The 19641-nt window shown below is 69.9% G+C and carries 20 protein-coding genes; 17 read left to right on the top strand and 3 right to left on the bottom strand.

The window, feature by feature from the left end; all coding sequences use genetic code 11:
* Positions 1–220 precede the first annotated feature (220 nt).
* From lepA to NQ165_RS01945, 13 genes are all read left to right on the top strand, one after another.
* Positions 221–2065 (top strand): translation elongation factor 4, encoded by a 1845-nt coding sequence (gene lepA / locus NQ165_RS01885; protein ID WP_257530752.1) that lies wholly within the window; start codon positions 221–223, stop codon positions 2063–2065.
* 43 nt (positions 2066–2108) lie between these two features.
* The gene (locus NQ165_RS01890) at positions 2109–2759 is read left to right on the top strand and encodes a DUF1990 family protein (protein ID WP_257530754.1); all 651 of its coding nucleotides are present in this window, start codon (positions 2109–2111) and stop codon (positions 2757–2759) included.
* Positions 2759–3976: a radical SAM family heme chaperone HemW gene (hemW, locus tag NQ165_RS01895; protein WP_257530756.1), complete on the top strand. Its 1218-nt coding sequence runs from the start codon at positions 2759–2761 to the stop codon at positions 3974–3976. The genes NQ165_RS01890 and hemW overlap by 1 nt, the downstream gene beginning before the upstream one ends.
* A 70-nt stretch (positions 3977–4046) precedes the next feature.
* Positions 4047–5084, top strand: coding sequence for a heat-inducible transcriptional repressor HrcA (gene hrcA, locus NQ165_RS01900; RefSeq protein WP_257530758.1), 1038 nt, complete (start codon positions 4047–4049; stop codon positions 5082–5084).
* Positions 5085–5123: 39 nt separating this feature from the next.
* Positions 5124–6239: a molecular chaperone DnaJ gene (gene dnaJ, locus NQ165_RS01905; RefSeq protein WP_257530760.1), complete on the top strand. Its 1116-nt coding sequence runs from the start codon at positions 5124–5126 to the stop codon at positions 6237–6239.
* Between the two features lies 1 nt (position 6240).
* Positions 6241–6975 carry a 16S rRNA (uracil(1498)-N(3))-methyltransferase gene (locus NQ165_RS01910; protein WP_257530762.1) on the top strand — a complete coding sequence of 245 codons (735 nt, stop codon included), beginning with the start codon at positions 6241–6243 and terminating at the stop codon, positions 6973–6975.
* A gap of 62 nt (positions 6976–7037) precedes the next feature.
* Entirely contained in the window at positions 7038–7385 is a 348-nt protein-coding gene (locus NQ165_RS01915) for a histidine triad nucleotide-binding protein (RefSeq protein WP_257530764.1), read from the top strand.
* A 58-nt stretch (positions 7386–7443) separates the two neighbouring features.
* Entirely contained in the window at positions 7444–8469 is a 1026-nt protein-coding gene (locus tag NQ165_RS01920; RefSeq protein ID WP_257531712.1) for a PhoH family protein, read from the top strand.
* Positions 8466–8936 (top strand): rRNA maturation RNase YbeY, encoded by a 471-nt coding sequence (ybeY, locus tag NQ165_RS01925; protein WP_257530766.1) that lies wholly within the window; start codon positions 8466–8468, stop codon positions 8934–8936. Before NQ165_RS01920 ends, ybeY begins: the two co-directional genes overlap by 4 nt.
* The gene (locus NQ165_RS01930; protein WP_257530769.1) at positions 8933–10306 is read left to right on the top strand and encodes a hemolysin family protein; all 1374 of its coding nucleotides are present in this window, start codon (positions 8933–8935) and stop codon (positions 10304–10306) included. Before ybeY ends, NQ165_RS01930 begins: the two co-directional genes overlap by 4 nt.
* Positions 10307–10397: 91 nt before the next feature.
* Positions 10398–11372 carry a choloylglycine hydrolase gene (bsh, locus tag NQ165_RS01935; protein WP_257530772.1) on the top strand — a complete coding sequence of 325 codons (975 nt, stop codon included), beginning with the start codon at positions 10398–10400 and terminating at the stop codon, positions 11370–11372.
* Positions 11373–11381: 9 nt separating this feature from the next.
* Positions 11382–12281 (top strand): GTPase Era, encoded by a 900-nt coding sequence (era, locus tag NQ165_RS01940; RefSeq protein ID WP_257531715.1) that lies wholly within the window; start codon positions 11382–11384, stop codon positions 12279–12281.
* Positions 12281–13219, top strand: coding sequence for an NADP-dependent oxidoreductase (locus NQ165_RS01945; protein ID WP_257530774.1), 939 nt, complete (start codon positions 12281–12283; stop codon positions 13217–13219). Before era ends, NQ165_RS01945 begins: the two co-directional genes overlap by 1 nt.
* A gap of 42 nt (positions 13220–13261) precedes the next feature.
* Here NQ165_RS01945 and NQ165_RS01950 read toward each other — a convergent pair whose 3' ends face one another.
* Complete coding sequence (locus NQ165_RS01950; protein ID WP_257530776.1) at positions 13262–13897, bottom strand: hypothetical protein; 636 nt, start codon at positions 13895–13897, stop codon at positions 13262–13264.
* Between the two features lie 194 nt (positions 13898–14091).
* Here NQ165_RS01950 and leuA point away from each other — a divergent pair, with 194 nt between their 5' ends.
* Complete coding sequence (gene leuA / locus NQ165_RS01955) at positions 14092–15852, top strand: 2-isopropylmalate synthase (protein WP_257530778.1); 1761 nt, start codon at positions 14092–14094, stop codon at positions 15850–15852.
* A 103-nt stretch (positions 15853–15955) separates the two neighbouring features.
* Here the strand turns inward: leuA and NQ165_RS01960 are convergent, their stop codons facing one another.
* Complete coding sequence (locus NQ165_RS01960; protein WP_257530780.1) at positions 15956–16696, bottom strand: trimeric intracellular cation channel family protein; 741 nt, start codon at positions 16694–16696, stop codon at positions 15956–15958.
* A 65-nt stretch (positions 16697–16761) separates the two neighbouring features.
* On the opposite strand from NQ165_RS01960, the gene recO reads away from it, so the two are divergent.
* The 3 genes from recO to NQ165_RS01975 are packed head-to-tail and all read left to right on the top strand — an operon-like array spanning position 16762 to position 19050.
* Entirely contained in the window at positions 16762–17529 is a 768-nt protein-coding gene (recO, locus tag NQ165_RS01965; RefSeq protein WP_257530782.1) for a DNA repair protein RecO, read from the top strand.
* Complete coding sequence (locus NQ165_RS01970; protein WP_257530784.1) at positions 17526–18329, top strand: isoprenyl transferase; 804 nt, start codon at positions 17526–17528, stop codon at positions 18327–18329. Before recO ends, NQ165_RS01970 begins: the two co-directional genes overlap by 4 nt.
* A gap of 43 nt (positions 18330–18372) precedes the next feature.
* Complete coding sequence (locus NQ165_RS01975) at positions 18373–19050, top strand: DsbA family protein (RefSeq protein WP_257530786.1); 678 nt, start codon at positions 18373–18375, stop codon at positions 19048–19050.
* A gap of 76 nt (positions 19051–19126) precedes the next feature.
* Here the strand turns inward: NQ165_RS01975 and NQ165_RS01980 are convergent, their stop codons facing one another.
* Positions 19127–19630 (bottom strand): glutathione peroxidase, encoded by a 504-nt coding sequence (locus NQ165_RS01980; RefSeq protein ID WP_257530788.1) that lies wholly within the window; start codon positions 19628–19630, stop codon positions 19127–19129.
* Positions 19631–19641 lie beyond the last annotated feature (11 nt).

Genomic DNA, 19641 nt, shown 5'->3' on the forward strand with positions numbered 1-19641 from the left:
GGGGGAATCGCGCAGACCTGGGCCACGCTACTGAGCGAAGGGCTCATTCCCGGTGTCAGATCGGCGACATCCGGGTTAACTTGTTCTCATCTGACGGCGCCTGGCGTGTCGCCACCGCGAGCCCCTACCATCGCGCGCCCAGGCGACGTGAGCCCGCGCCCGCGCCTCTGCTCGCGGCGCGCCCGCGAGTCACCACCCACCCCGGTAGACTCGACGCGACATGTCACCCCGTGCCCTCACGCCGCTCGCGCCCGCTGCCACGCCGCCCGCGCAGATCCGCAACTTCTGCATCATCGCCCACATCGACCACGGCAAGTCCACGCTGGCCGACCGCATGCTGCAGATCACCGGCGTGGTGTCGGACCGCGACATGCGCGCCCAGTACCTCGACCGCATGGACATCGAGCGCGAGCGCGGCATCACGATCAAGTCGCAGGCCGTGCGCATGCCCTGGGCTGCGGGCGGCGACACGTTCGCGCTGAACATGATCGACACCCCGGGGCACGTCGACTTCACCTACGAGGTCAGCCGGTCCCTCGCCGCCTGCGAGGGGGCGATCCTGCTCGTGGATGCCGCACAGGGCATCGAGGCGCAGACCCTGGCGAACCTGTACCTGGCCCTCGAGAACGATCTGCACATCATCCCGGTGCTGAACAAGATCGACCTGCCTGCCGCCGACCCCGACAAGTTCGCGGCCGAGCTCGCAGGCCTCATCGGCGGCAACCCCGAAGACGTGCTGCGCGTCAGCGGCAAGACCGGTGTGGGCGTCGAGGAGCTTCTCGACCGCATCGTCCGCGACATCCCCGCGCCCGTCGGCGACCCCGACGCGCCGGCCCGGGCGATGATCTTCGACTCGGTCTACGACTCCTACCGCGGCGTCGTGACGTACGTGCGCATGATCGACGGCAAGCTGGAGCCGCGTGAGCGCATCCAGATGATGTCGACGAGGGCGACGCACGAGCTGCTCGAGATCGGCGTCTCCAACCCCGAGCCGGTGCCGACCAAGGGCCTGGGTGTGGGCGAGGTGGGCTACCTGATCACGGGTGTGAAGGACGTGCGCCAGTCGAAGGTCGGCGACACGATCACCACCCACCGCAAGCCCGCCACCGAGGCGCTGCCGGGCTACACCGATCCGAAGCCGATGGTGTTCTCCGGCATCTACCCGATCGACGGCAGCGACTACGCCGAGCTGCGGGAAGCACTGGACAAGCTGAAGCTGTCCGACGCCTCCCTGCAGTACGAGCCCGAGACGTCGGTCGCCCTGGGCTTCGGCTTCCGCTGCGGGTTCCTCGGGCTGCTGCACCTCGAGATCATCACCGAGCGCCTCTCGCGCGAGTTCGGGCTCGACCTCATCACCACCGCCCCGTCGGTGACCTACGAGGTGCTGACCGACACCGGTGAGACCATCACGGTCACCAACCCCAGCGAGTACCCCGACGGGCGGGTCGCCGAAGTGTCCGAGCCCGTCGTCAAGGTCGGCATCCTGCTGCCCAAGGATTACGTCGGAACGGTCATGGAGCTCTGCCAGGGGCGCCGCGGCACGCTGCTGGGCATGGACTACCTCAGCGAGGACCGTGTCGAGCTGCGGTACAACATGCCGCTCGGCGAGATCGTGTTCGACTTCTTCGACCATCTGAAGAGCCGCACGCAGGGCTATGCCAGCCTGGACTACGAGCCGGCAGGGTCGCAGACCGCCGATCTCGTCAAGGTCGACATTCTGCTGCAGGGCGAGAAGGTGGATGCCTTCAGCTCGATCGTTCACCGTGAGAAGGCCTACGCCTACGGCACACTGATGACCGAGCGGCTGCGCAAGCTGATCCCGCGTCAGCAGTTCGAGGTGCCCATCCAGGCGGCCATCGGCGCGCGCATCATCGCACGAGAGAACATCCGCGCCATCCGCAAGGACGTGCTCGCCAAGTGCTACGGCGGCGACATCACCCGAAAGCGCAAGCTGCTCGAGAAGCAGAAGGAGGGCAAGAAGCGCATGAAGATGGTCGGACGCGTCGAGGTGCCCCAGGAGGCGTTCATCGCCGCGCTGTCGGGCGACGTCGACGGCAAGAAGTAGCCTGGCCGCCGTCGGGCACACACGCACGAAGTAGGCTGGAGACATGCGCCGCGGGACCTTCAGGGATGAGACGGTCGACTACGCCGCCGTCGGGGCGACGCAGGCGTCCGACCTGTTGCAGTACCCGCCGGAGCGCAGCATCCCCGCCCATGAGTCGTGGCGCATCGGCAGCGGCGAAGCGCGATTCCGCTCCGCCGGCGACGCGCTGCTGTCGTGGGGCGCGCAGCGTGGCGCCGGCCTGCAGCTGACCGATGTGCGGCCCGCGTCCGGGCCGGGCTACGCGGGTGTCGCGTTCGACGCCGAGGGAACCCCTGTCGCGCCGAGCCGGCGTGAGGCCGAGCAGCGCTACGACGCCGACGGCACCCCCTACGTGGGCGCGGGGACGACGGTGCGCGTGCACGGCCGCATCCGCGGGCATCGGGCCGACGCCGAGCTGCGCGTGATCTTCTGCGTCGAGGAGGCCCGCCGCGTCGGGTTCGCCCTGGGCACCGTCGGAGGCTCCGTCGTCAGCGGCGAGGAATCGTTCATGGTCGAGTGGCGCGAGAACGACGAGGTCTGGTTCACCGTGCGCGCCTTCGATGCCCCGACCGCCGCGCTGTACCGTCTGATGCCGCCGCTCGTGCGCCGCCGCCGCCGCGAGCTGTTCCTCGGCTACCTGCGCGCGATCTCGCCGTTGTACACCACCGGATCCTGATGCCCTCCGTTCTGCCCGTGGGTGAGCCCGCGCCGGCCGACGGCGCTCTGCCCGCCGACCTCCAGACGGATGCCGGGACCGACTTCGGCGTCTACCTGCACGTCCCGTTCTGTCGTGTGCGCTGCGGCTACTGCGACTTCAACACCTACACAGCGGGTGAGCTGCGCGGGGCGAGACAGGATCAGTACGCCGACACGCTGCTGCACGAGATCTCCCTGTCGCGCGGTGTGCTCGCGGCCGCGGGTCCGCTGCGCCCCGCGCAGACGGTGTTCTTCGGCGGTGGGACGCCCACGCTGCTGCCGTCGGGCGACCTGGCGCGCATGCTCGACGGCGTGCGCGACACGTTCGGCATCGCCGACGGGGCAGAGGTCACCGTCGAGGCGAATCCCGACACCGTGACCCCCGCCGGTGTGGCAGAGCTCGCGCGGGCGGGCGTCACCCGGCTGTCCATCGGCATGCAGTCGGCCGTCGCGCACGTGCTGGCGGCGCTGGACCGCACGCACGACCCCGACAACGTGGCCACCGCCGTCGCCGCAGCGCGCGAGGCGGGACTCGATGTCAGCGTCGACCTCATCTACGGCGCGCCGGGGGAGACCCTCGCCGATTGGGAGCGATCGCTGGAGACCGCGGTCGGCCTCGCTCCCGACCACATCTCGGCCTACGCCCTCATCGTCGAGGAGGGGACGAAGCTGCATCGTCAGATCCGTCGCGGCGAGGTGCCCGCGCCCGACGACGACCTGCAGGCCGACATGTACGAGCTCGCCGACGAGACGCTCGCCGCTGCCGGCTTCGAGTGGTACGAGGTGTCCAACTGGGCGCGGGACGAGTCCCACCGCTCGCGGCACAACCTCGCCTACTGGCGCGGCACCGACTGGTGGGGCTACGGTCCGGGCGCGCACAGTCATGTCGCCGGTCTGCGCTGGTGGAACGTGAAGCACCCCGCCGCCTACGCGCAGCGCCTCGCCGCCGGAGAGTCGCCCGCCGCCGGGCGGGAACGCCCCGACGCGGCATCCCGCCGGCTGGAGGACGTGCTGCTGCGCTCGCGCATCCGTGAGGGCCTCGCGCTGGCCGAGGTCACCCCCGCCGGCCGCGGCGCGGTCGCCGGGCTCATCGCGGACGGCCTCGTCGACGGGGCCGCGGCCGTGCACGGAACCCTCGTACTCACCCGCCGCGGTCGGCTGCTGGCCGACGCGGTCGTGCGCGCCCTCACCGCCTGACGCGAGCAACGACCTCACCGCGGTAGAATTGGCACTCGCGAGAGAAGAGTGCCAACGGGGAGGGAGTGACATGGTCAGCGAACGCGGATTGCAGGTGCTGCGGGCGATCGTCCAGGACTATGTGGACACCAACGAACCCGTCGGCAGCAAGGCGATCGTCGACCGGCACGCTTTCGGCGTCTCCGCGGCGACGATCCGCAACGACATGGCCCAGCTGGAGGATGAGGAGCTCATCGTCGCGCCGCACACCTCGTCGGGGCGTGTGCCGACCGACAAGGGGTACCGCGTCTTCGTCGACCACCTCGCCCAGCTGCGCCCCCTCACTCCCGCCCAGCGCACCGCGATCGGATCCTTCCTCGACGGCGCCGGCGATCTGGACGACCTCCTCGCGCGCACGGTGCGCGCCCTCACGCGGCTCACCGGGCAGGTCGCGATCGTGCAGTACCCGTCGTTCGCGCGGGCGCACGTCTCCCATCTCGAGCTGGTCGACCTCGGCGGCGGCCGGGTCATCGTGATCGTCGTCACCGACATCGGGCGTGTGTCGCAGCGCATCGCGTCGGTTCCCACCGATCTGGGGGAGGACGGCATGACGCGGGTGCGCGCGCGTCTGGCGGAGCTCCTCACCGGAAGCAGCGTGCGCGACGGCGCGCAGGCGGTGGCCGACCTGCTGGCCGCGCCCGCCCAGCCCGACGCGTTCGACCGCGCCGTGCGCGCGATCGCGGGCGTGGTGGCCGAAGAGCTCGAGGAGTTCCGGCAGGATCGCCTGGTGCTCGCGGGCAGCGCCACACTCGCCCGTCGCGAGCAGGACTTCCGCGGCAGCATCTACCCGCTCCTCGAGGCGATCGAGGAGCAGGTCACGCTGCTGAAGCTCATGTCCGAGATGGTCGCCGACGACCAGGGGCTCGCCGCGAGCATCGGGCGCGAGAACGAGCCGTTCGGGCTGGCGGAGGCATCCGTCATCACCGGCGAGTACGACGTGACCGGCTCGCGCGCGAGACTGGGACTGCTGGGCCCCACCCGCATGGACTACTCCTCGAACCTGGCGGCCGTCCGCGCCGTCGCCCACTATCTGAACCGGCTGCTCGAAGAAGACGAGAGCAACCGCTGACGGTTCCGACGCCGCGTCCGCGCGGCACGAAAGGCGAATGTGGCTGACCACTACGACGTACTCGGCGTGTCGCGTGACGCGACTCCCGACGAGATCAAGAAGGCGTATCGTCGCCTGGCGCGCGAGCTGCACCCCGACGTCAACCCGGGTGCCGACGCCTCGGAGCGCTTCAAGCTGGTCACCCATGCGTATGACGTGCTGAGCGACCCCGACCAGCGTGCCCGCTACGACATGGGCGGCGACAACGCGTTCGCCGGCGCCGGCGGCGGGTTCAGCAACTTCGGCGACATCTTCGAGACGTTCTTCGGCGCCGCGGGCGGCGGCGGTGGTCGGGGCGGACGGCCCCGCTCACGCCGCGAGCGCGGCCAGGACGCGCTGGTGCGCGTCACGCTGCAGCTCGGCGACGTCATCTTCGGCGTGCACCGCGACATCGAGGTCGACACGGCCGTCCTGTGCGAGACCTGCTCGGGCTCGTGCTGCCAGCCCGGAACCCAGCCCGCCACGTGCGACATCTGTCACGGCACCGGCCATGTGCAGCGCACCGTGCGGAGCCTTCTCGGCAACGTCGTCACCTCGCAGCCGTGCAACGTGTGCCAGGGGTACGGCACCACCATCCCCTTCCCCTGCACGACCTGCCAGGGCCAGGGGCGGGTGCGCGCCCGCCGCACGGTGTCGCTCGACATCCCTGCCGGCGTCGAGACCGGCCTGCGACTGCAGCTGCCCGGCTCCGGTGAGGTCGGACCGGCCGGCGGCCCCAACGGCGACCTGTACATCGAGGTCACGGTGGCTGCGCACGAGGCGTTCAGCCGCGACGGCGACGATCTGCTCGCGACCCTCGAGGTGTCGATGCCGGATGCCATCCTCGGCACCAGCACCACGATCGAGTCCCTCGACGGGCCGGTCGAACTGGAGGTCCGTCCCGGCGTGCAGTCCGGCGACGTGCTGACCATCAAGGGCCGCGGCATCACGCCGCTACGGGGCTCGCAGCGGGGCGACCTCAGGGTCGGCGTGCAGGTGGTCACCCCCACCCGGCTCGACGCCAAGGAACGCGCGCTCATCGAGGACTTCGCCAAGCGCACCAAGGCTCCCGCACCGCGGCTGGCCGAGTTCCACCAGGGTCTGTTCTCGAAGCTCCGCGACCGCTTCCGGGGCTGACATGGCGCTGCACTTCGTCGACGCGGCGGCCGGCGCCGCCGGACCCGGCGACCGCATCACGCTGACAGGCGCCGAGGCCCACCACGCCGCAGCGGTGCGCCGCGTGCGCGTAGGGGAGATCGTCACGCTCGGCGACGGCCGAGGCGCCTGGCTCACGGGTGCCTGCGCATCGGTGTCGCCGCGTGAGGTGGTCATCGAGGTGACCGAGCGCACCGAGGTACCCGCTCCCGCGATGAGGGTGGGTCTCGTGCAGGCGCTCGCGAAGGGCGACCGGGACGAGCTCGCCGTGCAGGCCGCCACCGAGCTCGGGGTCGACGAGGTGATGCCGTGGCAGGCCACGCGCAGCGTGTCGCGCTGGGATGCCGGCAAGGCCGAGAAGGGACGTGCGCGCTGGGGGACGATCGCCCGGGAGGCTGCGAAGCAGGCGCACCGCGCGTGGCTGCCGGAGGTCACCGAGCTCGTCACCACCCGGCAGCTGGCCTCTCGCGCGGCGACCGCGCGGATGCTGGTGCTGGAGCCGACGGCATCCGTCGCACTGACCGCATGGCGCCCTGCTGCCGACGACGCCGAGGTGCTGCTGGTCGTGGGCCCGGAGGGCGGCATCGCCCCCGAGGAGCTGCGGGTCCTCGCCGACGCCGGTGCGACCCTGGTGCGACTGGGCGACACGGTGCTGCGCACGTCGACCGCCGGACCGGCGGCGCTGGCCCTCGTCAACGCCACCATCGGCCGCTGGTGACGTCGCCCACGCGCCCGGCCGCAACCGGAGCGGGGATGCCGCGGCTCGGTAGACTGGAGACCATGACCGAACCGAGCGTGTTCACACGCATCCTCAACGGCGAGATCCCCTCCGAGATCGTGGCGGAGACCGAGAACGCGTTCGCGATCCGCGACATCGCGCCGCAGGCGCCCGTGCACCTGCTGGTCATCCCCAAGACGGAGGAGTACCGCAACGTCGCGGAACTCGCCGCCGGTGACCCCGCCCTGCTGGCCGAGCTCGTCGGGCTGGCATCGAGCCTGGCCGCCGAGCACGGTGACGGCGACTTCCGCCTGGTCTTCAACACCGGTCCCAGCGCCGGGCAGACGGTCTTCCACGTGCACGCCCATGTGCTCGCCGGCGACCTTTCGGAAGCGGGTCTCGGTGGCTGACGATTCCGAGGCGCGCGAGGGCACGACGGTCGACCGCATCTGGGCGGACGGCGTGGCCATGGTGCAGCTGCTGGGCCCGCAGGACCGCCTTCTTCGCGTGGTCGAGCGGGAGCATCCCGGCGTCGACGTGCACGTGCGCGGCAACGAGATCACCCTGTCCGGCGAGGCCGACGCGGTCGCGGCGGCCCGCGCCCTCGTGGACGAGCTCATCTCGATGACCCGTGCGGGGCAAGGGCTCGACCCGGTCGACGTGACGGCGTCCAGCCGCATGATGCGCGACGAGGGCCTGCGTCCCTCCGAGGTGCTCGGCGAGGCGATCCTGACCTCCCGTGGCAAGATCATCCGCCCGAAGACCGCCGGCCAGAAGGCCTACGTCGACGCGATCGACGAGAACACGATCGTCTTCGGCATCGGCCCCGCCGGCACCGGCAAGACCTATCTCGCGATGGCCAAGGCCGTGCAGGCGCTGCAGCGCAAAGAGGTCACCCGCATCATCCTGACCCGCCCCGCCGTCGAGGCGGGGGAGCGGCTGGGGTTCCTCCCCGGTTCGCTGACCGACAAGATCGACCCCTATCTGCGGCCGCTCTACGACGCCCTCAACGAGATGCTCGACCCCGAACTCGTGCCCAAGCTCATGGCGAGCGGCACCATCGAGGTCGCGCCGCTGGCCTACATGCGCGGTCGCACCCTCAACGACTCCTTCGTGGTGCTCGATGAGGCGCAGAACACCACCCCGGAACAGATGAAGATGTTCCTCACCCGCTTGGGCTTCGGCACGCGCATGGTGGTCACCGGCGACATCACGCAGGTCGACCTGCCGCAGGGCTCGTCGGGGCTGCGTCTGGTGACCCGGGTGCTGAAGGACATCGACGACATCCACTTCGCGCGCCTCACCAGCGACGACGTGGTGCGCCACACCCTGGTGGGGCGCATCGTCGACGCCTACAGCGAGTACGACGAGCAGCGCCTGGCCCACCGCCGTGAACGCGACGAGGCGTCCGAACTCGCCAACCGGGCCGAGCGACGCGGCAAGCCGCGCCCCGCCGGACCCCGCGACCACCTGCCCAAACGAGGACGTTCATGACGATCGAGATCAACAACGAGTCGGGCGTCCCCGTCGACGAGACCGTGCTCCTGCGGCTCATGGAGCACAACCTGGCGGAGCTGCACGTCAGCCCCGACGCCGACGTGGCGATCCTGCTCGTGGATGAGGGCGCCATGGAGGCGCTGCACGTGCAGTGGATGGACGAGCCCGGCCCCACCGACGTGCTGAGCTTCCCGATGGACGAGCTCCGGCCCGGCACCGAGGACATGCCCACCCCCGCGGGCCTGCTGGGCGACATCGTGCTGTGCCCGCAGGTGGCCGAGGCTCAGGCGCTCGTCGCACAGCATTCCACCCTCGATGAGCTGATCATGCTCACGACGCACGGTCTGCTGCACCTGCTGGGCTTCGACCACGCCGAGCCGGAGGAGGAGCGGGAGATGTTCGGGCTGCAGAAGCAGCTCATCCTCGACTTCGCCGCCGCTGAGCGTCGTCGACCCCGCCCGTGACCGAGGTCCTGCTGCTGGTCGGTGCGGCGCTGCTGGTGGCACTCGGGGGTCTCATGGCCGCCCTCGACGCGGCGCTGTCGGTGACCTCGCGCCAGGGCCTGGCGGAGCTGGCCGTGACCGCCCGCTCCCGCACGGCGCTGCGCCGCATCGCCGACGATCCCGACGCGCACAACAACGCGGTGGTGTTCATCCGCATCCTCGCCGAGACCACCGCCGCCGTGCTGGTGACGGCGGCCTTCATGCTCGCGTTCGACAACATCTGGTGGGCGCTGCTGGCGGCGGCGCTGCTGATGACGGTGGTGTCGTTCGTGCTCGTCGGTGCGAGCCCGCGCGCCGTCGGTCGTCAACACGCCGAAGGGCTGCTGCGCAGCGCCGCCCCCCTGGTGCGCGGCGCCCGCATCGTGCTGGGTCCGCTCGCCCACCTGCTGGTGATCCTCGGGAACCGGTTCACCCCCGGCCTCAACCGCAACGCGTCGTTCGCCTCCGAGGAGCAGCTGCTCAGCATGGTCGACGAGGCCGCGTCGCAGGACCTCATCGAAGAGGACGACCGCGACCTCATCCACTCGGTCTTCGACTTCACCGACACGTTCGTGCGCGCCGTCATGGTGCCCCGCACCGACATGGTGTCGGTGGAGGCCGGCACGCCGACGCACGAAGCCATGAAACTGTTCCTGGACCGCGGGGTCTCCCGGCTTCCCGTCGTCGACGACGAGGCCGATGACGTGGTGGGCGTGCTCTACCTGAAGGACCTCGTGCAGTTCGCGTTCCGGGACGAGAGCGCGTGGCGCAACGCCCCGGTCAACCGCATCGCACGCAAGGCGGTCTTCGTGCCGGAGTCGATGAAGGCCGAGACGCTTCTGCAGCAGATGAAGCGGGATGCCGTGCACGTCTGCCTCGTCGTCGACGAGTACGGGGGGGTCTCGGGACTGGTGACCCTGGAGGACCTGATCGAGGAGCTGGTCGGGGAGATCGCGGACGAGTACGACGCGCGTGCCGCCGAGGTCGTCGATCTCGGCGACGGGCGTTTCCGGGTCAGCGCCCGCCTGGGCCTCGACGAGGTGGGCGAGCTGTTCGGCATGGAGCTCGAGGATGACGAGGTGGACTCGATCGGCGGGCTCCTCGGCAAGGCGCTCGGACGCATCCCGATGCCCGGCGTCACCGCCGAAACCCACGGTCTCGTCCTCACCGGCGGCGCCTCCCGCGGCCGGGGCAGGGGACTGGCGACGGTCTTCGTGGAGCGCGCCGCCTCACCCGACGACGCCGAGGACACCGCCGATCGGGCGCCGCGCACGGGCGAGATCACGCGCCCCGCGCGCACCGGCGAGGTGCGGGTGTCGCGCCGAGGCGACACCGACGACCGCCGCGCGTAGCGATCAGCGGGACCCGTAGCGCATCGCGGGTGGCCCCCCTACTGTTGCGTGGACCGGGCGAGCCGGACACCGTGACATCGGAGGTCATCACATGTGCACAGGAGCCAACTACACGACCAAGGACCACTACTTCGGGCGCAATCTGGATCTGGAGTTCTCGTACCACGAGACCGTGACGATCACGCCCCGCAACTTCCCCTTCGAGTTCCGCAAGGTGCCGACGCTCGCGACGCACCACGCGATCATCGGCATGGCGACCATCGCCGACGGCTACCCGCTGTATTACGACGCGACGAATGAGAAGGGCCTCAGCATGGCGGGGCTCAACTTCCCCGGAAACGCCGACTACAAGCAGGAAGACCCGGCGAAGACGAACGTCGCGTCGTTCGAGTTCATCCCCTGGGTGCTGGGGCAGTTCGAGAGCGTCACCGAGGTGCGGGCCGCGCTCGCGGACCTGGTCGTGACCGATGCCGCGTTCAGCGCGGAGTTCCCGCCGTCACCCCTGCACTGGATCATCAGTGACAGGGACGGCTCGATCACCGTCGAGAGCGTCAAGGAGGGGCTGAAGGTGCACGACAACCCCTACGGGATCATGACCAACAATCCCACCTTCGACATCCAGTCCTTCAACCTCAACAACTTCATGCATCTGACGAAGAACCCCCCGGAGAACACCTTCGCTCCCGAGCTCGACTTCGACGTCTACAGCCGGGGGATGGGGGCGATCGGCCTGCCCGGCGACCTGTCGTCGGCATCCCGCTTCGTGAAGGCGGTCTTCACGAAGATGAACTCGCAGTCCGGCGATTCCGAATCGGAATCGATCAGCCAGTTCTTCCAGATCCTCGGCTCCGTCGCGCAGCAGCGTGGCCTGGTGGAGGTGGAGCCGGGCAAGTTCGAGATCACGATCTACTCGTCGTGCTGCAACACCGACAAGGGCATCTACTACTACACGACCTACGAGAACAGCCAGGTCACGGGCGTCGACATGCACAAGGAGGATCTCGACGCAACTACACTGGTGGATTACCCCTTGATCAAGGGGCAGCAGATCCATATGCAGAATTGAGAGCTTCACATCGACGAGAACGTCCAGCGCTCCGGCTTCGTCACCTTCGTGGGACGCCCCAATGTGGGCAAGTCGACGCTCACCAACGCCCTTGTCGGCGAGAAGGTCGCGATCACCAGTGACAAGCCGCAGACGACGCGGCGCGCGATCCGCGGCATCCTGAACCGCCCCGGCGGCCAGCTCGTGATCGTGGACACCCCCGGCATCCATCGTCCGCGCACCCTGCTCGGCGAGCGTCTCAACGACCTCGTCGAGCAGGTGCTCGGCGACGTCGACGTGATCGCGTTCTGCGTGCCCGCCACCGAGAAGGTGGGTCCGGGCGACCGCCGCATCGCCGAGTCGCTGTCGAAGTATCCGCGGGCCAAGAAGGTCGCCATCGTCACGAAGACCGATGCCGGCAGCCGCCAGCAGATCACCGAGCGGCTGATCGAGGTCGACGCGCTGCGCGAGGACTGGCACGCCGTCATCCCGCTCTCCGCCGTCACCGACGACCAGCTCGACGTGCTCTCCGACGAGCTGCTCTCGCTCATGCCGACCGGCCCCGCGCTCTACGAGGAGGGCGTCGTCACCGACGAGTCGCTCGAGGACCGCATCGCCGAGATCATCCGCGAGGCGGCGTTGGAGGGTGTGCGCGACGAGCTGCCGCACTCCATCGCCGTCACCGTCGACGACATCGCCCCGCGCGAGGACAGCGACCTCACCGACATCTTCGCGAGCATCGTGGTCGAGCGGGACAGCCAGAAGGCGATCATCATCGGGCACCGCGGTTCGCGGCTGAGCGATGTCGGAGCCCGCGCTCGCGCCCAGATCGAACCGCTGATCGGCACACGGGTGTTCCTCAAGCTGCACGTGCGCGTCGCCAAGGAGTGGCAGCGCGACCCGAAGCAGCTCGGCCGCCTCGGGTTCTGATGGCCCGCCGCTGGGAGGCGCCGCGCTGGGGCGGACCGGAGGGCTGGGAGCTCGCCGACGTCGAGGTCCCCGCACCCCTCCACGGCGAAGTCACGATCAAGATGGCGGCGGCGGGGATGAACCCGGCCGATGTGAAGCACGTGGCCGTCGAGCGCCCCGGCCTGTCCCTGCCCGTCCCGATCGGGTACGAGGTCTCCGGCGTGCTGACGGCGATCGGACCGGGCACGCAGATCGCCTCGGGCACCGCCGCGGTGGGCGACGAGGTGCTGGCCTTCCGCGTCACGGGCGGATACGGGACCGAACTCACGGTCCCCGCCGACAAGGTGTTCGCCAAGCCCGCGTCGCTGACGCACCCGGAGGCGGCGAACCTGCTGCTGGCGGGGACGACGGCATCCGAGCTGCTGCACGTGACGGGCGCATCGCCGGGGGAGACCGTGCTGCTGCACGGCGGGTCCGGCGCCGTGGGCGTGGCGGTGCTGCAACTGGCGCGGCGGCTCGGCGTGCGCGTGATCGCGACGGCGTCACCGGGGTCGTTCGAACGGGTGCGTCGCTACGGCGGGGTGCCGGTGGCGTACGGCGAAGGCCTGCTGGATCGGGTGCGGGATGCTGCGAACCACGCCCCCGTGGTCGCCGCGCTCGACGCAGCGGGGACCGACGAGGCCCTGCAGGTCTCCCTCGAGGTCGTCGCCGATCCGTCCCGCGTCGTGACGATCGCCGCGACCGACGCGGCGGAGCGCCTCGGCATCCGTCGCATCGGCGGCGGGATGCCGGCGAGCGCCGCCTACCGTGACGGCGTACGGGCCGAGCTCATCGCCCTGGCCGGGGCGGGGGAGCTCGAGGTGCCGATCGCGGGCGTCTTCCCCCTCGAGCGACTGCACGACGCGCTGCAGGTTCTGCTGTCCGGGCACCCCGGCGGCAAGCTGGCCCTCGTCCCCTGACGGAGGGCCCGGTGCCGCTGGTCCTGGTGCAGGGCTGGGAGGTCAGTCGAGCGGCTGCAACGCGGAGCGGATGAGGAGTTTGTCGGGGCCGAAATCGGCGTCCGCGGCATCCTGCCACGTGCCGTCGTCCCACAGCACCTCCACCACCAGGCGTCCGTTCTCGGGATACGACCCGAGGTACGCCTCACCGAGGACCTCCGCAACGCGCTCCTGCATGTCGCTGAGCTCCGCCTCGCTCGCCGTGCCTGGGCGACCGCCGGTCGGGTCGTCCGCCGCCATCGGGTCGTAGAGCGCGAGCATGATCGGCGGCTGCGTCACCGTCAGCTCCGCGCCGTCGAACGTGCCCTGCACCGCGTACGTGCCCCACCGGGTCTCGCCCTGCGAATCCCAGCCCTCCACGCCCTCCCAGCTCCAGCTCTTCAGAGGCATGCCGTTGCATTGCGGTGGCCACGACTCCATGACGCCCCCGAGGCACAGCTCGGCACTCCCGGCGATGTCCATGACCGTGCCCTGGCCGATCACCTCGCCCTCCGGAGCCCCCGGCCACAGTGACCCGAGCGCGTGCCCGACCGGCGCATCCGGTGAAGCCGCCGAGGGCGAAGGGGTGGCGCAGCCCGAGGCCGACATCACCGCGAAGACGACGATGGCGGGTCCGAAGATGAGACGTCGTGGGGTCATGCCCGTGGAGTGTCGCCGCCGGCGCGATCGTCTCAGAGTTCTCCCGCTCGTCGGCACGGGTGTACATTGGGCCCATGCGCTTCGGCCGGCTTCTCCTTCTTAGTCGCCGCGACGAGACCTCGTTCTAGGGCCTCCCTCGTCGCGGAGCTTGTCGTCGGCCCGCATCATTCGACGAGAGTAGTAGCGACAGCATCATGGACAACACCCAGAAGCCCTCCGGCATGCCGGTGCACAAGTACCGTCCGTACCACGAGCAGTTGCGCGTGGACCTGCCCGACCGCACCTGGCCCGACAAGCGCATCACGACGGCGCCCCGCTGGTGCGCCGTCGATCTGCGTGATGGCAACCAGGCACTCATCGACCCGATGAGCCCCGAACGCAAGCGCATCATGTTCGAGCTGCTCGTGGGCATGGGGTACAAGGAGATCGAGGTCGGGTTCCCCTCGGCCAGCCAGACCGACTTCGACTTCGTGCGTCAGCTGATCGAAGAGGATCTGATCCCGGACGACGTCACCATCCAGGTGCTGACCCAGGCGCGCGAGCACCTGATCGCGCGCACCTACGAGGCGATCGCCGGGGCGAAGCAGGCCATCGTGCACCTGTACAACTCCACGAGCGTGCTGCAGCGCGAGGTCGTCTTCCGCAGTGACAAGCAGGGCATCATCGACATCGCGCTCGAGGGGGCGCGGCTGTGCCGCGAGTTCGAGAAGCGCATTCCCGAGACGGCGGTGTTCTACGAGTACTCGCCCGAGAGCTACACCGGCACCGAGCTCGAGTTCGCCGTTGACATCTGCAACCAGGTGATCGAGGTGTTCGAGCCGACGCCCGAGCGCAAGGTGATCATCAACCTTCCCGCGACGGTCGAGATGGCGACGCCGAACGTCTACGCCGACTCGATCGAGTGGATGAGCCGCCGGCTGGCGCACCGCGAGAACGTGATCCTGTCGCTGCACCCGCACAACGACCGGGGCACGGCCATCGCCGCAGCCGAGCTCGGCTACATGGCGGGCGCCGACCGCATCGAGGGATGCCTGTTCGGCAACGGCGAGCGCACCGGCAATGTCGATCTCGTCGCGCTGGGGATCAACATGCTCACCCAGGGCATCGATCCGCAGATCGACTTCAGCGACATCGACCAGGTCAAGCGCACGGCCGAGTACTGCAACCAGCTGCCCGTTCCGGAGCGCAGCCCGTGGGCCGGCGACCTGGTGTTCACCGCGTTCAGCGGATCGCACCAGGACGCCATCAAGAAGGGCTTCGAGGCGATGGAAGCCCGCGCTGCGGCATCCGGTGTCTCGGTCGACGAGATCGAGTGGGCCGTTCCGTACCTGCCCATCGATCCGAAGGACCTCGGCCGCTCGTACGAGGCGGTCATCCGCGTCAACTCGCAGTCGGGCAAGGGCGGCGTCGCGTATCTGCTGCGCTCGGACCATTCCCTCGACCTGCCGCGCAAGCTGCAGATCGAGTTCTCGGGGGTCGTGCAGGCGAAGACGGATGCCGAGGGCGGCGAGGTGACCAGCGATCAGATCTGGGACATCTTCACCGACGAGTATCTGCCCGCTGCGGCCGACGACGCCAAGTGGGGCCGGTTCGAGCTGCTCGCCACCCGCACGCAGAGCGACATGTCCGGCGACGTGACACTCGACGTGACGCTGCGCGACGGGGATGCCGCGGAAGACCTCACCGGCACCGGCAACGGACCGATTGCGGCGTTCCTGTCGGTGCTGGGCGGGCGAGGCTTCGACATCTCGCTGTACGACTACGTCGAGCACACGCTCAGCGCCGGCGGCGACGCTCAGGCGGCTGCCTACGTCGAACTGCAGGTCGACGGCGAGCGGCTCTGGGGCGTCGGCATCGACGGCGACATCTCGACCGCGAGCCTCAAGGCGATCGTGTCGTGCGTGAACCGCGCGATCCGCACCCGCACCCGCTCCGCGGAGCTCGCCGCCGTCTGACCCGCAACCCGCCGGGCCCCCGAAGGCGGCACCGCGCGCTGAAACGACAACTGGCGGCCGAGACCGTGGGTATCACCCGCCGTCTCGGCCGTCAGTATTCGTCTCACCGATGGGGGCGGGGGCGGGGGCGGGGCCGGCGCAGCCACGGGCGGCGGGGCGGCTCTGGGGAGACGACCGGGATGGCGCTCGTCTCCACGGCGACCTTGCGGCGATGCAGCCGCCGCTGCTCGGGCAGCGAGATGTCGAAGATCACGGCGAGCAGCCGGATGACCGCGGTGACCACGACGCTCACCACCGCCGCCACCGTCAGCGTCACCCCGAGCGCCTCCAGACCCGCGAGGGCGAAGCAGCCGACGGCCGCCGCCACGGCGTAGAGGGACCCGACGTGCATGATCGCCACGGGCAGCCCCATGATCACGTCGCGCAGGATGCCGCCGCCCACCGCCGAGCAGACCCCGATGAACACCGCGGGCACCATCGGGAGCCCCAGAGCCAGCGCCTTGCTCGTGCCGAAGGCGCCGAACAGCCCGATCACGACGGCATCCAGAGCGATGATCACGTTGTTGAGCCGCTGGAAGATGCCGGACAGCAGCATGCCCACGAGGGCCGCCCCCATCGCCGTGAGCAGATACCAGTTGCTCTGCAGCGTCACCGGCGTGGTGTTCAGCAGCAGGTCGCGGATGAGGCCGCCGCCCATGCCCATCACGATGCCGATGATCGCCACGCCCAGCAGATCGAGACGTCGACCGGTGAATCCGGCGGCGAACAGCGCCCCCTGCACGCCGCCGAGCCCCACGGCGAGCAGATCGGCCCAGAGGGGGATGACGAAGGTGGGTTCGGGCACCGCTACATTCTCCCGGTCGTCGCGCCGCCGCGCGATACGGCGCGCAGGCGACCGATAATGGGAGGGTGCCCACCTATCGCGACGAGGTCGTGGTTCTGCGCACCCACAAGCTGGGTGAAGCCGACCGCATCGTGACGATGCTCAGTCGTCGCCACGGCAAGCTGCGCGCCGTCGCGAAGGGGGTGCGGCGCACCTCGTCGCGCTTCGGGGCGCGCCTGGAGCCGTTCATGGTCGCCGACGTGCAGCTGTACCAGGGCCGCTCCCTCGACATCGTGCAGCAGGCGGAGTCGCTCGGATCGTACGGCGCCGAGATCGCCGCCGACTATGATCGCTACACCGCCGCGAGCGCGATGGTCGAGACCGCCGACCGGCTGAACGAGGCCGAGACGACGCCGCAGCAGTACCTGCTGCTGGTCGGCGGCCTGCGTGCGCTCTCGCGCGCCGAGCACTCGTCGCGCGCCGTGCTCGACTCCTACCTGCTGCGTGTGATGGCCCTCTCGGGCTGGGCGCCGAGCCTGCACGCCTGCGCGCGGTGCGGTGCCGAGGGCCCCCACGAGCGGTTCGTCGCCCAGCTGGGCGGCATGGTCTGCGCCGCCTGCGCCCCGGCGGGGTCGGCCCGCGTGCACCCGGAGACCGGAGCGCAGCTGCGCGCTCTGCTGTCGGGGGAGTGGGACGTGGTGGATGCCGCAGCCCCCGGCAGCGCCAGCGCCGCCTCGGGCCTTGTGGCCGCCTACGCGCAGTGGCACCTCGAGCGCGGCATCCGCTCCCTCTCACACGTCTCGTCCGACCACACTCCGAGACCGTCCACCCCGAGAGCGGGAGCCCACCGGTGACGCCGAAGCCCTATACCCACCGCGACGCGGTGCCGTACCGCCCCCTCGATTGGACGCAGCAGTACCCGCCGGCGTTCCCTCCCGGCGCGGTGCCGAATCATGTCGCGATCGTCATGGACGGCAACGGCCGCTGGGCGAACCGTCGCGGTCTCACCCGCATCGAGGGGCACAAAGCCGGCGAGGAGGTGCTGCTCGACGTCGTCGCCGGCGCCATCCAGGCCGGGGTGAAGCACCTCTCGGTCTACGCGTTCTCCACCGAGAACTGGGCGCGCTCGCCCGAGGAGGTGCGCTTTCTCATGGGCTACAACCGCGACGTGCTGCACCGCCGCCGCGACCAGCTGAACGAGTGGGGCGTGCGGGTGCGCTGGGCCGGGCGCAAGCCGCGGCTCTGGAGCTCGGTGATCAAGGAACTGCAGTACGCCGAGCAGCTCACCGCCGGCAACGACGTGCTCACCCTCACCATGTGCGTGAACTACGGCGGCCGCGTGGAGATCGTGGATGCCGTGCGCGCGATCGCCGACGACGTCGCTGCGAAGCGCATCAAACCGTCGGCGGTCAGTGAGAAGCTGATCCGCTCGCACCTGTACGTGCCCGAGATGCCCGACGTCGACCTGTTCCTGCGCTCGAGCGGCGAGCAGCGCACGTCCAACTTCCTGCTCTGGCAGGCCGCGTATGCGGAAATGGTGTTCCTCGACACGCTGTGGCCGGATTTCTCACGAGCCGACCTCTGGCGCGCGATCGGCATCTACCTCGACCGCGACCGACGGTTCGGCGGAGCCGTCGACACACCGAACGTATGAACGCACGGGAATAGGCCTCATCCGTGTCGCGTTGGCCACCGGTATGACGGATGCCATCAAGATCGACGTGTGGAGTGACATCGCCTGCCCCTGGTGCTACATCGGCAAGCGCAACCTCGAGAACGGGCTGGCGGCGGCATCCGCCGACGACGACGCGCCCGTCGTCGAGGTGACCTACCACTCGTACGAGCTCTCGCCCGACACCCCCGTGGACTTCGACGGTGACGAGATCGAGTTCCTCGCGGGGCACAAGGGAATGCCGCGCGACCAGGTCGAGGAGATGCTCCAGCGGGTGACCGGCGTCGCCGCCGAAGCCGGTCTGGAGTACCGCTTCGATCTGCTCAAGCACACCAACACGGTGAAGGCGCACGAGCTGCTGCACTTCGCCAAGGCCCACGGCCGCCAGCACGAGATGGCCGAGCGCCTGATGTCCGCGTACTTCACCGAAGGCCGCCACGTGGGTCGCATCGACGACCTCGTGCAGCTGGCCGCCGACGCCGGTCTCGACGTGGAGGCCGCCCGCGCCGCGCTCGAGAGCTCGCAGTATCTCGCCGACGTGCGCGCCGACCAGCAGCAGGCGCAGGCGTACGGCATCACGGGCGTGCCGTTCTTCGTCATCGACGGCAAGTACGGCGTGAGCGGCGCGCAGCCGGCAGAGGCATTCGCGCAGATCGCCCGCCAGGTGTGGGCCGAGCGCGGCGACGCCGTCCCCGCCGCCTGACGCATCCGCACAGACGAAGGGCCTCGCCGCATCATCGCGGTGAGGCCCTTCGCACGCCGGGCGGACGCGGTCGGGGTCAGCCGGCCAGCGCGCCCTCGATGGCGGCGATGACCTCAGGGGCGTCGGGCTTGGTCTGGGGGCGGAAGCGGTGCACGGTGCCGTTCGGGGCCACCAGGAACTTCTCGAAGTTCCACATCACCGGACCGCGGGCGCCCTCGACGTTGCGCGCCTTCTTCAGCGCCTTGTAGAGCGGAGCGGCGTGGCGGCCGTTGACATGGATCTTCTCCTGCACGGGGAAGGTGACACCCCATGTGGTGGAGCAGTACTCGAGGATCTCCTCCATCGAGCCGGGCTCCTGCCCCATGAACTGGTTGCTGGGGAAACCGACGACCGTCAGGCCGCGGTCGCCATAGGTGCGCTGCAGCTCCTCCAGCTGTTCGTACTGCGGCGCGAGACCGCATTTCGACGCGACGTTGACGACGAGGAAGGGGCCATCGCCGAGATCTGAGAGGGTCTTCTCCTCACCGTCGGCGGTGCGGAAGGGGATCTCGCGGATGTCCGCGCTCTGTTCGTCGGTCATGTTGTCCACGA

The organism is Microbacterium sp. zg.Y1084 (genome assembly GCF_024623595.1).
GTDB lineage: Bacteria > Actinomycetota > Actinomycetes > Actinomycetales > Microbacteriaceae > Microbacterium > Microbacterium wangruii.